Below are 13015 nucleotides of genomic sequence, written 5' to 3' on the forward strand. Positions count from 1 at the left end.
CTCTCCTCAGATGTTCACGGCCCGTCCATAGGCGGCCATCACGGCCTCTTTCATCACCTCGGAAATCGTCGGGTGCGGATAGATCGTGTCGATAATCTCGGCCTCGGTGCTTTCCAGCTCCATCGCGGTGGCGAAGCCGTGGATCAGCTCGGTCACTTCGGGGCCGGCCAGATGCGCGCCCAGAAGCTCGCCGGTGTCCGCGTCGAAAATCACCTTGGCCATGCCCTGATCGTCGCCCAGAGCGATAGCCTTGCCATTGGCCAGAAACGGGAACTTGCCGACCTTGAGGCTGCGACCCGTCTCCTTCGCCTGCGCTTCCGTCAGCCCGATGGAGGCGACCTGCGGATCGCAATAGGTGCAACCGGGAATACGGTTCTTGTTCATCGGGTGCACCGCTTCGCCCGCGATGGCCTCGACACACAGCGCGGCCTCATGCTCGGCCTTGTGGGCCAGCATCGGCGCGCCGGTGATGTCACCGATGGCATAGACACCGCGGGCAGCCGTGGCCCCCGCGCCGGTGGTGGGGATCAGACCCTTTTCCAGCGTGATCCCGATGCCTTCCAGCCCCAGCCCCTCGGTATTGGCGACGACCCCGGCGGCGGAAATCACCCGCTCGACCTTCAGGGTTTCTCCCCCCTCCAGCGTCAGGGTCACGTCCTTCTTGCCCACCTTGGCGCTGTCGATCTTCGCCCCGGTGCGGAACGCGATCCCGCGTTTTTCCAGCGCCTTCTGCATGAAGGCCGACACTTCGGCATCCTCGGCGGGCAGGATGCGGTCGACCATCTCGACCACCGTCACCTCGGTCCCCATCGCGGCATAGAAACTCGCGAATTCGACCCCGATCGCACCCGACCCGACGATGGCCATGCTTTTCGGCGCGGCTTCGGGCTTCAGCGCCTCGAAATAGGTCCAGATGCGGTCTCCGTCCGGCTCCAGCCCCGGCAAGACTCGCGGGCGGGCGCCCGTGGCGATGATGATGTGATCCGCCGAATAGCTTCCATGCGGCTTCACCCCTTTGGGCGCGGGCGCCTGCGGTTCGCACGCCGCCTTGTCCGGTTCCCCGACCTCGACCGTGCCGGGGGCGGTCAGCTTGGCCTGCCCCCAGATCACGTCCACCTTGTTCTTGCGCAGAAGCATCCCCACCCCGCCGTTCATCCGCTCGGCGATCCCGCGCGAGCGTTCGACGATAGCGGCGACGTTCGGCTTGGCCTTGCCGGACAGGTCGATTCCGAAATCGGCGGCGTGGTTCATATGCGTCAGCATCTCGGCGGACCGCAAAAGCGCCTTGGTCGGAATACAGCCCCAGTTGGAACAGATGCCGCCCAGATGCTCCCGCTCGACCACGGCGGCCTTCATGCCCAGTTGCGCGGCCCGGATCGCGGCGGTGTAGCCACCGGGGCCACCGCCGATCACGATGATGTCGTAGTCTGCCATTCTATCGTCCCTTGAACTCAGGTTTGCGCCGCGCGGTGAAGGCCGCGACGCCTTCGCGGAAATCGTCTGATTGTGCGGCGGCGACAAAGGCCGCGCGTTCGGCGGCCAGTTGGTCGGCCAGTGTCGTGTGCGGCGCGGCATCGACCAGCCGGCGGAAACGCCCGAAACTGGCGGTCGGCCCGGTGGCGATCTTGGCGGCGAGCGTGCGGGCGGTGGCATCGACCTCGTCCGCAGGCACCAGCCGCGACACGAGGCCCGCGACCTGCGCCTCCGCCGCCGTCATCGGCGCGCCGGTCAGCATCATGTCCATCACGCGGGCGCGGCCAAGGCGGTGGGTCAGGAACCACGAGCCGCCGCAATCGGGCACCCCCGCGACCTGATCGTAGGCCATGACGAATTTCGCATTCTCGTCCGCCACCACGATGTCGGCATTCGCGACAAGCGACAGCCCGGCCCCGGCAGCGACCCCGCGCACGGCGGCAATCACCGGCGCATCGTTTTCGCGCAGCGCGATCAGCGCCGGGTTCAGAACTTCGAGCAGCGCATCGACGACCTCATGCCCCCGGTCCGGGTCAGCGGCCATGGCCGACACATCCCCACCCGCGACGAACGCCCGCCCCTCGCCCGACAGCACGATGGCGCGGACGCCGGGATCGGCAGTCACATCGGCAACGGCGGCGGCGAAGGCGCGCGAGATCGGCAGATCCAGCGCATTGAGCGCCTCGGGCCGGTTGAACCGAAGTTCGGCCACCGCCCCGTCTTTCGTCACGACGACAAGCTCGCTCATGCGCAAATCCTCCCGCTACTCGTATACGGAATTTGAGGCTTGTGTGTAAAGCGAGCAATTTCCGTATTCAAAACGCGGGATAGAACATGCCTTGAAAAACAGGGCTTTTACGGTTCCCGATGGCATGTATTGCGCAGGCTTAGGCATTGTAGCCCTTGCCAATGGACAGAAAACCGATTTTTCTGTATACGGAAGCGAAAGGGCCGAACCGGGCCGGAATCAAACGGGAGGAACAGGCATGGATCTTGGCCTGAAAGGGAAAAAAGCAATCGTCACCGGCGGCACCAAGGGCATCTGCCGGGCGCTGCTCGACATTCTGGTCGAAGAAGGCTGCGACATCGCCTTCTGCGCGCGCTCGGAAGACGACGTGAAAGCGACCGTGGCCGAGCTCGAAGGCAAGGGCGTCAAGGTCGTCGGCGGCACCGCCAACGTGAAAGAGGTCGAGGGCTACCAGCAGTGGCTCAAGGACGCCGCCGAGGAACTCGGCGGTTGCGACATCTTCGTTCCCGGCGTCTCCGCTGGCGGCGGCATGGACGGCGAGAAGAGCTGGTACAAAGCCTTCGAGATCGACCTCATGGGCTGTGTGCGCGGCTTCGACGCGCTGTTTCCCTATATGAAAGCCTCGGGCAACGCCTCGGTCGTGTTCATCTCGACCACCGCCGCGGTCGAAACCTTCATCGCGCCGATGCCCTACAACTCGATCAAGGCCTCGCTCATCACCTATGCCAAGCAGATGAGCCAGTTCCACGGCAAGCGCGGCATCCGCTTCAACGTCGTCTCGCCGGGTCCGATCCTGATCGAAGGCGGCTCCTGGGCGCAGATCCGCGACTCGGACGAAGCGTTCTTCAACTCGATCCTCGCGCAGCAGCCCGACGGGCGCATGGGTGAGGCGGACGAAGTGGCCAAGTGCATCGCCTTCCTTGCCTCCGACGCGGCAAGCTGGGTCACCGGCACCAACCTGATCGTGGACGGCGGCTTTACCAAGCGCGTGCAGTTCTGATCCACCATGGTCATCCGCTATGATGCGCCCCTGAACCTTTTGGTTTCGACCAAGGGGCATCCGTTCGACACGCCCGCGTTCTTCGGCATGTTCGACGACATGCGCGGCATGACCTGGACCCATGTGGAACAGCCCGCCACCACGGCGCTGATGTCACCTGAGGGCGCGTCGGATTTCGACGCGCTCCTTTTCTACGACGTGCCGGGGCTTCAGTTCAAAACGCCCAAACCCCCGCTACTCATCGAACCGTCCGAGACGTTCAAGACCGGCTTTCGCGGCCTTCTGGACGCGGGCAAACCGATGATTTTCCTGCATCACGCCGTGGCCGGCTGGCCGCTGTGGGATGAGTATGCCGAAGCCATCGGCACGCGCTTTTTCTACCAGCCCGGCACCTACAAGGGCCGCGACTATCCCGACAGCGGCTACCTGTTCCCCGTCGAATTCACCATGACGCCCGAGGGCGATCATCCGGTGACCAAGGGGCTCGAAGGAGGCTTCACGCTCACCGACGAGCTATACCTCATGGATATGCTCGAGGATGACATCGTGCCGCTCCTGCGCGCCGACTACGCCTTCGAGCAGGACAATTTCTATTCCGCCGCCAACGCGCTGAACGCCCGGATGTGGACGCGGGATGGCTGGAGCCACGGCCCCGGCACGAACCTGATCGCCTGGGCGAAAAAGGCCGGGAATGCGCCGACCGTGACGATCCTTTGCGGCAACGACGCCTCGACCTATGGCGACGCGAATTTCCGCTCGCTCCTGCGCAACGCGATCGACTGGGTGACCAGTGACGCGGCCGCCGACTGGGCGCGCGCGGCATGACCGAACCCAGCGACCGCGTCACCGCCGCCGGGGCCGAAACCGCCGCCACCATGCTCGCCCAAGCTGCGTCCGCATGGCCCGACACCACCGCCGTTATCGTGGATGACGAGCGTCTGACGTGGTCCGAGCTTTACACCGAAGCCCGCCTTTGGGCCCGCGCCCTGCGTGCCGCCGGGGTCGCCCCCGGTGCCCATGTCGGCGTGCTCATGCCCAACTGCATGGACTACGTGCGCCTGTTCTACGCCGCCGGGATGATCGGGGCCGTGACCCTGACCATCAACGCGCGGTTCAAGGACGACGACCTCGCCTATGCCGTCCATCATTCGGACATGGACGTGCTGTTCATCGGCGGCCACGCCCTGCCCCACATGGATTTCCGCGCGATGCTCACCCGCATCTACCCGGACCTTCACATCTGGGCCGGCGGGCCGCTCGATCTGGAAGAGGCGCCGCGCCTGCGCGCCGTCTTCAACCTCGGCGACCCGCGTGAGACGGTCTGGCCGACCCGCGACGATTTCCTCGCCGGGGCAGACCGCGTGGACGAGGCGCGCATCGACGCGCTGATGCGGGCGACATCGCCCGACGATCATGCGCTGATGATGTATTCGTCGGGGACCACGGCCCATCCCAAGGCCTGCATGATTACCCATCGCACCCTGTCGATGATCGGGGCGAGCTTTGCCGAGCGGTTCGGGCTGACCCCGGACGACAGCGTGATGAACCCGCTGCCCTTCTTCCATATGTCCACGATGCTGCCGATGGCCGCCTGCCGTGCCTCCGGCGCGACCCAGATCTGCACCGCGCATTTCGAGCCTGCCCGCACGCTGCGGCAGATGGAGGAGGAGCGGGTGAGCTTCGGCTACCTGTCGTTCCCCACGCTGGTCAATCAGGTGATCCAGCACCCGGATTTCAAAACCCGCGACCTGTCCGCGCTGCGGTTCCTCCACACGGTCGGCCCGGCGGACTTGATGGAGAAATACACCCGCGCTTTCGACGGCGCGCAGTACATCAACGCCTACGGTCTGACCGAGGCGACAGGCGTGTGCTGCTATACCGACCCGAATGACCCGCCCGCCGAGGCGACGCAGGTGTCGGGCCGCGTGTTCGACGGGGTGCTCGCCAAGGCCGTGGACCCGGTGACCGGCAAGGATTGCAGCCCGGTTGAGCGCGGCGAGATCTGGATCGGCGGCTTCTGCCTCTTTGACGGCTATTACAAAGACCCGGACAAGACAGCCGAAACACTGGTCGACGGCGGCAAATGGCTGCGCACCGGCGATATGGGTTACGTGTCGGGCGATGGCCACATCACCTATGACGGGCGCCTTAAGGATATGCTCAAGATCGGCGGTGAAAACGTCGCCGCGCTTGAGATCGAGACATACCTTTGCGCCCATCCCGACATCCAGATCGCCCAAGTGATCGGGGTCGAAGATGACCACCTGTTCGAAGTCGCGGCGGCCTATGTCGAGCTTGTCCCCGGCGCATCCCTGACGCCCGAGGACGTGGTGGACCACTGCATCGGCCAGATCGCCAGCTACAAGATTCCGCGTTACGTGCGGATCGTGTCCGAATGGCCGATGTCCACGACCAAGATCCAGAAATTCAAGCTGCCCCGTGATTTCAGCCGGGACGAGAAGATCGACCCGAAGTCACGGCTATAGACCCCGGCCCATCAGCTCGGCGCGCTTGCGATTCAGCATCCGCTGCGTCTGCGCTCGGCCTGCGTCGAGCGACACAAAGCGCCCGTCCTGACGGGGCTGAAGCAGCCGCCGCAAAGCATCTTGCGTGCCAAGCCGGGCGTCAGTGCTCTCAGCTTTCGGCCCTTCGCCGTGCGTGTCGTCCATGTGGCAACCTCCGATGACGCGACGTTGGAAAGCTACGCCATCGGATGCGCCGAACAAACCCTGCCCTGGGTCAACCAGCCTCGCGCGCGGCCTTGGCGGCCTTGGCCGCCGCCACGATCTCGGCGTTGGTCGGGTTGCGCCGCAGGGTGACGCCGCCGTTCACCTGCACCACTTCGCCCGTCATGAAACAGGCGTCAGTGCAAAGCCATGTGATCGCCTCGGCGGTGTCTTTCAGCGTGCCGACCCGGCCCAGCGGGTATTCCTTGGCGAAGGCCCCGACGACCGCCGGGTTTTTCGCCGCGCGTTCCGTCATGGGCGACGCGGTGAACCCCGGTGCCACGCTGTTGGCACGGATGCCGCGCGACCCGAACTCGTTCGCGATGGTGCGGATCACGTGGTCGATCCCCGCTTTCGTGCCCATGTAGGCCGAATGATCGTCCATCATGATCTTGGCCGTGGCCGACGAGACCTGAACCAGCGATCCGCCGTCCGCCATTTCGCGTAGCACCGCCTGAAAGAACTGGAACGGCCCGACGAATTGCAGGGCGCACATCTTTTCCAGCTCTTCGCGCGTGTTGTCGAGGAACGGGGTCAGCAGGCCCCAGCCGGTGCAATTGACCGCCAGATCGACGCCGCCGAAGCTGTCCACGCATTTCGCCACCATCGCGGCAAGCTGCCCCTCATCGGTGATGTCGCACAGCGCATAAGCCCCGCCGATCTCATCCGCCAGCGCCTTGAGCGGCCCCTCGTGCCGGCCCGCGACCAACACCTTGGCCCCCTCGGCGGCGAACTGGCGTGCCGTCACCTGACCAAGGTTCCCCTCGGCCGCCGCGCCCAGAATGATCGCGCGCTTGCCGTTCAGTCGTCCTGTCATGTCCCTCTCCTCATACCTTCGGCGTGGGCCAACCTTCGCGCACCGGGTCGCTGCCGTCCCAGCCGTCCGCCGCATCCCGCACCTGATCGAAAATCGACTTCCGCTCCGCCGTCAGCTCGGTCAGTTCCATGTAGAAATCCGGCGTCTCGGGATGCTGAAGATAGGACAGCGGCCCATAGGCCGACCGCCCCTCCTGTATGACCTCGAACCCGGCGTCCAGCGCCCGGCGCAGCGTGGCGTCATACGCCGTGGGCCAGGCCGAATAATGCTGCGGGATTAGCCCGAATCCGTTGCGGTCGGTGAACTCAGTGTACATCGAAGGCACGTCGTTGTGCTGCTGGATCACCTCGATCTGCAACGCCCCGGAATTGGCCAGCGCCGCCCCGATCCTCAGATCGCAGGTCGTGCCGCGATAGGTGACGTCTTTCAGCGTGACGTCGCGCGCCACGAACCACGGACCGATCCCGGCCGTTTCGCTCAGAAACGCCAGCGTTCTGTCCATGTCGTCGGTGATATAGGCGACCTGTCGGATCTCGCCAAAGATGCGGCTCATGCGCTCCTCCCTCTCTTGTATACCGAAATATCACCCTTCGCATACCGTATGAAAGGGAAACTTCTGCCAAAAACCGGGGTTTGTTGCGAAATCCCGCCACGCCGCCCAAGAAAGTGGCCGGAATCGTCCTGTGGTTGCGCAAAAGTCTGGAAAGTCAGGTATTCCAAATGCTACTGTAAAAAACACGAATGGTGAGTAACGAGAACTCGGAAAGGTCTGGCTGTCGATGGCAAAAACCTCGGGCATGACACACGCGCAAACGGTGCGACTCGCGCTGGAGAACGACATTTTCTCCGGTCGTCTGGCGCCCGGCGCCTCCCTCGATGAAGAAGCGCTTGCGCGAAGGTTCTCGGTCTCCCGCACCCCGGTGCGCGAGGCGATGCTTCAGCTCATCCAGTCCGGCCTCGTCGAAAAGAAGCCGCGTCAGGGCGCGATCGTCACCCAGATCGACCTGTCCGACATGATCCGCCTGTTCGAGGTGATGTCGGAACTCGAAGGGATCTGCGCCAAATTCGCCGCCCGCCGCATGACGCCGCAGGAACGCACGGCGTTGCGCAAGCTGCACGAAGCCTCGGTCGAGGCCTTCGATACCGGCGATCAGGACAAGTATTACCTTCTGAGCCGCAAGTTCCACCTCATGGTGATCGAAGGCACCCACAACCACGAACTGATCGAGACGACGAACCGCCTCGGCATCAAGCTCGTCCCCTATCGTCGCTTCCAGCTGAACTATCCGGGCCGCTCGGAAAACAACCTGCGCGACCACGAAGCGATCATGGAGGCGATCTGCGCGGGCGACTACGACCTCGCCGCCGACCTGTTCCGCAAGCACACCAACGTGCAGGGCGACGTGCTGGCCGAATACATCGCGCTCGGCGACCGTCAGATGGCCGCCGCCAACGGCTGACCCGACACCATCGCGAAACGAAAAAAACCGCCGGGGGAGGAGACCCGGCGGTTTTTTGTTCGATCGAAGGCGCGTCAGGAAACCAGACGCAGGGGAGCTTCGATCAAACCTCTGAGCGTGCGCAGGAACTCGGCGGCCAACGCCCCGTCCACCGCACGGTGATCGGCGGACAGCGTCACGGACATGACGCTGACAAAGCCAACCCCACCGTCCACCTCGCGCGCTTCCCGGCGCGGGCCACCCACGGCGAGGATCGCGGCTTGCGGCGGGTTGATGATCGCATCGAACTCCCGCACCCCGAACATGCCGAGGTTCGACAGGGTAAAGGTGCCGCCCGTCATCTCGTCGCCCGAAAGCGCCCGGTCGCGCGCCTTTCCGGCCAGCGCCTTGGCATCCGCCGCGATGTCGCGCAGGCCGCGCCCGCCGACGTTGCGCACCACGGGGGTAATCAACCCGCCGTCGATGGCCACGGCCATGGCGATGTCGGCTTGCTCGAAAGGCGTGACCCCGGTGTCCGAGACATGGACGTTCACGCCCGGATGCTTTGCGAGCGCCAGCGCACAGGCTTTCAGTAGGAAGTCGTTCACCGACACCTTCGGATCGCCCTCGTCCGCCGAACCGTTCATGCCCTTTCGCAGGTCCATGAGCGCGTCGACCTCGATATCCACGGTCGTATAGAAATGCGGCACCGTCTGTTTGGATTGCACCAGCGCCTTGGCGATGGACTTGCGCATTCCCGTGAACGGCTGTTCGGCCCCGGCCCCGGCGGGGGCCGCCGTCGCGACCGGCCCACGGGACACGGTCGCCGGACGGGTCCATAGACCGCCCGCAATCGCGGCTGCCTGCGCATCCTTCAGCGACACCCGGCCCTTGCGGCCCGATCCGGTCAGACCCTTCATCCCAAGCCCGACCTCGTTCGCGAACTTGCGCGCGATGGGGCTGGCATGAACGCCGTCGTTCTCGGCCCGGACCTCTTCGGGGCTGCGCTTGGGCGCACCGCCCCCGGCCTTGGCCACATCGTCCTTGGTGACCTTGCCGCCCCGGCCCGTGCCCTCGACACTGGCAAGATCGACGCCCCCGGCCTCGGCCGCGCGGCGGGCGAGCGGCGTGGCCTTCACGTCTTTCGCAGGCTCCGGTGCGGGCGCTTCGGCCTTGGCAGGCGCGGCGGGTGCATCCGCCCCCGGCTCGAACGAGGCATCGACGGGTTTGTAGTCCGCGATGAACCCGTCGATGGCCGCGTCATCCACCGAGGCATCGGCAAAGACGGCGATCAGGGTGCCCACGGGAACCGTCTCGCCCTCGGGCACGACGATCCGGCGCAGCGTTCCGGCCTGATCCAACTCGACGACATTGACGATCTTGTCGGTTTCCACGTCCACAAGCTCGGCGCCCTTTTCGGCGCTGTCACCTTCGGCCAGATGCCATCCGGTCACCGTGCCTTCGGACATTTCCAGCCCCCATTTCGGAAGCGTGATCGGCGTAATCCCGGTCATCTCACACGCCCTCCACTTGGTTGGCCAGCGTCCGGCGGATCGCGGCTTCGATATCGTTGGGGCTGGGCACATAGAGGCGCTCAAGCTCACGCGCGAAGGGCACCGGCGTATGCGGCGCGGTCACCTTTTCGACCGGCGCGCGCAGGCTGCCGAAGCCCTTCGACGCCGCGATGCTCGCAATCTCAGAAGCGATCGAACACATCGGGTTCGACTCGTCCACGACCACCAGACGCCCGGTCATCGACAGGCTTTCAAGGATCGTATCCTCGTCCAGCGGCGACGTGGTGCGCGGGTCGATCAGGTCACAGGTGATCCCCTCTTCCGCCAGCTTGTCGACCGCCTTCATCGCGAACGGCACCATCCGGGCCAGCGCGACGACGGTGCAATCCTTGCCCTCGCGCACCAGATCGGCCTCGCCGAACAGGGTCAGGTATTCGCCCTCCGGCACCTCGCCCTTTTTCGAATAAAGCGCCTTATGCTCGAAGAACATCACCGGGTCGTCGTCGCGGATCGCCTGTTTCATCAGACCCTTGGCATCCGCCGGGTTCGACGGGATCACGACCTTCAGCCCCGGCACCATGGTCAGCATCGGATAGATCGTCTGGCTGTGCTGGGCGGCGGCGTTCATCCCCGCCCCCATGCTCATGCGCAGCACCACGGGCGTCTTGGCCTTGCCGCCGAACATGTAACGGAACTTGGCCATCTGGTTGAAAATCTGGTCCATCGAGACGCCCACGAAATCCGCGAACATCAACTCGGCCACAGGCCGCATCCCGGCCAGCGCCGACCCGTTGGCCAGCCCGATGATCGCGCTTTCCGAGATCGGAGTGTCGATCACTCGGTCCGCGCCATACTTGGTTTTCAGCCCCTTGGTGACACCGAAAATGCCCCCCGCAGCCTCGATATTGCCCGAGGTGCCGCCGGACCCGCCGGCCACATCCTCGCCCATCACGATCACGCTCGGATCGCGTTCCATTTCCTCATGCAGCGCCTGGTTCAGCGCATCGCGCATCGTCAAAACAGCCATGACGCGCCTCCCTCAGTAATCGATGTAGACATCGGACATCATCGTGTCCGCGCCCGGCGTCGGGCCGGTGCGCGCGCTCTCGACGCTCGCGTCGATCAGCGCCAGAACCTCGTCGTCGATGGCGTCCAGTTCCTCGGCGGTGAAGATGCCCGCCCCCGTCACCTTTTCACGCATCTGTTTCAGCGCATCGACGGTTTCGCGGAAGTTCTTCACTTCGTCCTTGGCGCGATAGTTCTGCGGATCGCCCTCGAAATGGCCGAAATACCGGGTCGCGGTGGCCAGAATGGCGCTCGGCCCGTTGCTCGCGCGGGCATGTTCGATGGCCTTTTCCGCCGCTTCGTATACAGAGAAATAGTCGAACCCGTCGGCTTCCCACACCGGGATGCCGAACCCCTCGGTCCGGGTCTTCAGATCGCCGCCGATCCCGTAGCTCGCCCCGGTGTGTTCCGAGTAGCCGTTGTTCTCGAGCACGAAGACCTTGGGCAGCTTCAGCACCACCGCCATGTTCATCGCCTCGAACACCGTGCCCTGGTTCGACGCGCCGTCGCCGGTGAAGCTGACCGAAACCGACCCGTCGCCGCGTGCCTTGCAGGCCACCGCCGCGCCCACCGCGATCGGCTGGCCGCCGCCCACGATGCCGTTCGCGCCCAGCATACCCTTGTCCAGATCGGCAATGTGCATAGAGCCGCCGCGCCCTTTGCACAGCCCGTCGGCCCGCCCGTAAATCTCGTGCATCATCCCCTTGGGGTCGCAGCCACGGGCAAGGCAATGACCATGCCCCCGGTGCGTCGAGATGATGTAATCGTTGTCGCGCAGATTCTCGCAGACGCCGACCGCAATCGCCTCCTGCCCCGAATAGAGGTGCGTGAACCCGGCGATCTCGCCCTTGGGGTTCTCGACATGCAGGCGCTCTTCGAACTCGCGGATCAACCGCATCTGGCGATAGGCCTGCCGGATCTGATCCGGGCTTTGCTGCATTGTATCCTCCCGTTTGTGCCCCCAAAGCCCACTTTCTCGGCTTTTTGAGCGATTGCATATACTCATCTCAGATTTTTGTGTATATGAAAAGACCTGTTTTTGTATTCACAGCGGAGGAGAGGGCCGAATGGACTTCAAGCTGACCGACGATCAGAAGAGCCTGCAAGAAGCCGCCCGGCGTTTCGCGCAGGAGCAATTGCCCGAGCTTGCAAAGGAGCTCGAGGCGAAATGTGAACCCGTTCCGGCCGAGTGGCTCGCCCGCTACGCCGAGATGGGGTTCCTTGGAATCAACGTGGCCGAAAAGTACGGCGGGCTTGGCCTTGGCAACCTCGAAGCCCTGCTGGTGGTCGAGGAATTCGCCAAGATTTCCTCCGCCGTCGCCTTCCCGGTCTTTGAAAGCTGCGTCGGCCCGGTGCGCGCCATCGAACATTTCGCGCAGGACAGCCTCAAGGAACGGGTGATCCCGCGCGTCTGCGCAGGCGAGGCGGTCGTGGCCGTGTCCATGTCCGAACCCGACGCGGGCTCGGCGCTGACCGATCTGAAAACCCGCGCGGTCATCGACGGCGACAAGGTGATTCTCAACGGCACGAAACGCTGGTGCTCGGGCGGCGGTCACGCGGACGGTTATGTCGTCTACTGCCGCATGTCCGACGACCCCGGCGCCAAGGGGATCGGCGCGGTCTATGTCGAAAAGGGCACGCCCGGCCTGTCCTTCGGCCCGCAAGAGGAACTCATGGGGTTCCGCGGCGTGCCCTCGTCCGACCTCAACTTCGACGACGTGGAACTGCCGCTCGACGCGGTGATCGTGCCCGCCGGCGGCTTCAAGAAGCTGATGGAAGCCTTCGACCTCGAACGCTGCGGCAACGCCACCATGTCGCTGGGCCAAGCCTCGGGCGCATTGGATGATGTTCAGGCCTATGTGCAGGAGCGCAAGCAATTCGGCCGCCCCATCGTCGAATTCCAGGGCGTCCAGATCAAGCTGGCCGAGATGAAGATCCGCGTCGAAGGCGCGCGCCTTCTGATCCACCGCGCCGCGAGCAATGCCGAGGACGGGATGCCCTCGATCCTCGAAAGCTCCATCGCCAAGTGCTATGCCAACGAGATCAGCCGCGAGGTGACGGGGACCGCCGTGCAGCTCATGGGTGGCTACGGCTATTCGAAAGAATACCCGATGGAACGGCGCCTGCGTGACAGCTGGGGCTGGGGGATTGCAGGCGGCGCGATCGACATCCAGAAAGTGAACATCGCCTCGGCCATGGTCGGGCGGCGCTTCAACCAACGGGCCAACTGAGG

Annotated in this window: 13 protein-coding genes; 5 read left to right on the forward strand and 8 right to left on the reverse strand. The window is 64.6% G+C overall.

The window, feature by feature from the left end:
* Positions 1 to 6: 6 nt before the first annotated feature.
* Together lpdA and RB2654_RS00880 are read right to left on the reverse strand one after the other, a co-directional pair.
* Positions 7 to 1434 carry a dihydrolipoyl dehydrogenase gene (lpdA, locus tag RB2654_RS00875; RefSeq protein WP_008327618.1) on the reverse strand — a complete coding sequence of 476 codons (1428 nt, stop codon included), beginning with the start codon at positions 1432 to 1434 and terminating at the stop codon, positions 7 to 9.
* A 1-nt stretch (position 1435) separates the two neighbouring features.
* A complete protein-coding gene (locus RB2654_RS00880; RefSeq protein WP_008327620.1) occupies positions 1436 to 2221 on the reverse strand; it encodes an enoyl-CoA hydratase-related protein in 786 nt (261 codons plus the stop codon).
* A gap of 238 nt (positions 2222 to 2459) precedes the next feature.
* Between RB2654_RS00880 and RB2654_RS00885 the strand changes: the two genes are divergently transcribed.
* Genes RB2654_RS00885 through RB2654_RS00895 form a run of 3 tightly spaced genes read left to right on the forward strand, consistent with a single transcriptional unit; the run spans position 2460 to position 5707 of the window.
* A complete protein-coding gene (locus RB2654_RS00885) occupies positions 2460 to 3221 on the forward strand; it encodes an SDR family NAD(P)-dependent oxidoreductase (protein ID WP_008327622.1) in 762 nt (253 codons plus the stop codon).
* A gap of 6 nt (positions 3222 to 3227) precedes the next feature.
* On the forward strand, positions 3228 to 4046 hold the full coding sequence (locus tag RB2654_RS00890) for a ThuA domain-containing protein (RefSeq protein ID WP_008327624.1): 819 nt from the start codon (positions 3228 to 3230) through the stop codon (positions 4044 to 4046).
* The gene (locus RB2654_RS00895; protein ID WP_008327625.1) at positions 4043 to 5707 is read left to right on the forward strand and encodes an AMP-binding protein; all 1665 of its coding nucleotides are present in this window, start codon (positions 4043 to 4045) and stop codon (positions 5705 to 5707) included. The genes RB2654_RS00890 and RB2654_RS00895 overlap by 4 nt, the downstream gene beginning before the upstream one ends.
* Here the strand turns inward: RB2654_RS00895 and RB2654_RS00900 are convergent.
* From RB2654_RS00900 to RB2654_RS00910, 3 genes are all read right to left on the reverse strand, one after another.
* Positions 5702 to 5890, reverse strand: coding sequence for a hypothetical protein (locus tag RB2654_RS00900; protein WP_008327626.1), 189 nt, complete (start codon positions 5888 to 5890; stop codon positions 5702 to 5704). The two genes, RB2654_RS00895 and RB2654_RS00900, sit on opposite strands and share 6 nt — an antisense overlap.
* Positions 5891 to 5960: 70 nt before the next feature.
* Positions 5961 to 6764 carry an SDR family NAD(P)-dependent oxidoreductase gene (locus RB2654_RS00905; RefSeq protein ID WP_008327630.1) on the reverse strand — a complete coding sequence of 268 codons (804 nt, stop codon included), beginning with the start codon at positions 6762 to 6764 and terminating at the stop codon, positions 5961 to 5963.
* A gap of 10 nt (positions 6765 to 6774) precedes the next feature.
* Positions 6775 to 7317, reverse strand: a complete 543-nt coding sequence (locus tag RB2654_RS00910; protein ID WP_008327634.1) for a VOC family protein — start codon at positions 7315 to 7317, stop codon at positions 6775 to 6777.
* A 244-nt stretch (positions 7318 to 7561) separates the two neighbouring features.
* Here RB2654_RS00910 and RB2654_RS00915 point away from each other — a divergent pair, with 244 nt between their 5' ends.
* Complete coding sequence (locus RB2654_RS00915; RefSeq protein WP_202795869.1) at positions 7562 to 8224, forward strand: GntR family transcriptional regulator; 663 nt, start codon at positions 7562 to 7564, stop codon at positions 8222 to 8224.
* 74 nt (positions 8225 to 8298) lie between these two features.
* On the opposite strand, the gene RB2654_RS00920 is transcribed toward RB2654_RS00915, so the two are convergent.
* Genes RB2654_RS00920 through RB2654_RS00930 form a run of 3 tightly spaced genes read right to left on the reverse strand, consistent with a single transcriptional unit; the run spans position 8299 to position 11722 of the window.
* The gene (locus tag RB2654_RS00920; protein WP_008327637.1) at positions 8299 to 9717 is read right to left on the reverse strand and encodes a dihydrolipoamide acetyltransferase family protein; all 1419 of its coding nucleotides are present in this window, start codon (positions 9715 to 9717) and stop codon (positions 8299 to 8301) included.
* Between the two features lies 1 nt (position 9718).
* Complete coding sequence (locus RB2654_RS00925; protein ID WP_040884202.1) at positions 9719 to 10744, reverse strand: alpha-ketoacid dehydrogenase subunit beta; 1026 nt, start codon at positions 10742 to 10744, stop codon at positions 9719 to 9721.
* A 12-nt stretch (positions 10745 to 10756) separates the two neighbouring features.
* Positions 10757 to 11722, reverse strand: coding sequence for a thiamine pyrophosphate-dependent dehydrogenase E1 component subunit alpha (locus RB2654_RS00930; RefSeq protein ID WP_008327641.1), 966 nt, complete (start codon positions 11720 to 11722; stop codon positions 10757 to 10759).
* Positions 11723 to 11849: 127 nt separating this feature from the next.
* Here RB2654_RS00930 and RB2654_RS00935 point away from each other — a divergent pair, with 127 nt between their 5' ends.
* Positions 11850 to 13013 (forward strand): acyl-CoA dehydrogenase family protein, encoded by a 1164-nt coding sequence (locus RB2654_RS00935; protein ID WP_008327643.1) that lies wholly within the window; start codon positions 11850 to 11852, stop codon positions 13011 to 13013.
* Positions 13014 to 13015 lie beyond the last annotated feature (2 nt).

This window comes from Maritimibacter alkaliphilus HTCC2654, assembly GCF_000152805.1.
Classification (GTDB): Bacteria; Pseudomonadota; Alphaproteobacteria; order Rhodobacterales; family Rhodobacteraceae; genus Maritimibacter; species Maritimibacter alkaliphilus.

Excerpts from the sequence above, each read along its gene's own strand:
- lpdA (WP_008327618.1), bottom strand. The coding sequence starts at position 1,434 with ATGGCAGACTACGACATCATCGTGATCGGCGGTGGCCCCGGTGGCTAC.
- RB2654_RS00880 (WP_008327620.1), bottom strand. The coding sequence starts at position 2,221 with ATGAGCGAGCTTGTCGTCGTGACGAAAGACGGGGCGGTGGCCGAACTT.
- RB2654_RS00885 (WP_008327622.1), top strand. The coding sequence starts at position 2,460 with ATGGATCTTGGCCTGAAAGGGAAAAAAGCAATCGTCACCGGCGGCACC.
- RB2654_RS00890 (WP_008327624.1), top strand. The coding sequence starts at position 3,228 with ATGGTCATCCGCTATGATGCGCCCCTGAACCTTTTGGTTTCGACCAAG.
- RB2654_RS00895 (WP_008327625.1), top strand. The coding sequence starts at position 4,043 with ATGACCGAACCCAGCGACCGCGTCACCGCCGCCGGGGCCGAAACCGCC.
- RB2654_RS00900 (WP_008327626.1), bottom strand. The coding sequence starts at position 5,890 with ATGGACGACACGCACGGCGAAGGGCCGAAAGCTGAGAGCACTGACGCC.
- RB2654_RS00905 (WP_008327630.1), bottom strand. The coding sequence starts at position 6,764 with ATGACAGGACGACTGAACGGCAAGCGCGCGATCATTCTGGGCGCGGCG.
- RB2654_RS00910 (WP_008327634.1), bottom strand. The coding sequence starts at position 7,317 with ATGAGCCGCATCTTTGGCGAGATCCGACAGGTCGCCTATATCACCGAC.
- RB2654_RS00915 (WP_202795869.1), top strand. The coding sequence starts at position 7,562 with ATGACACACGCGCAAACGGTGCGACTCGCGCTGGAGAACGACATTTTC.
- RB2654_RS00920 (WP_008327637.1), bottom strand. The coding sequence starts at position 9,717 with ATGACCGGGATTACGCCGATCACGCTTCCGAAATGGGGGCTGGAAATG.
- RB2654_RS00925 (WP_040884202.1), bottom strand. The coding sequence starts at position 10,744 with ATGGCTGTTTTGACGATGCGCGATGCGCTGAACCAGGCGCTGCATGAG.
- RB2654_RS00930 (WP_008327641.1), bottom strand. The coding sequence starts at position 11,722 with ATGCAGCAAAGCCCGGATCAGATCCGGCAGGCCTATCGCCAGATGCGG.
- RB2654_RS00935 (WP_008327643.1), top strand. The coding sequence starts at position 11,850 with ATGGACTTCAAGCTGACCGACGATCAGAAGAGCCTGCAAGAAGCCGCC.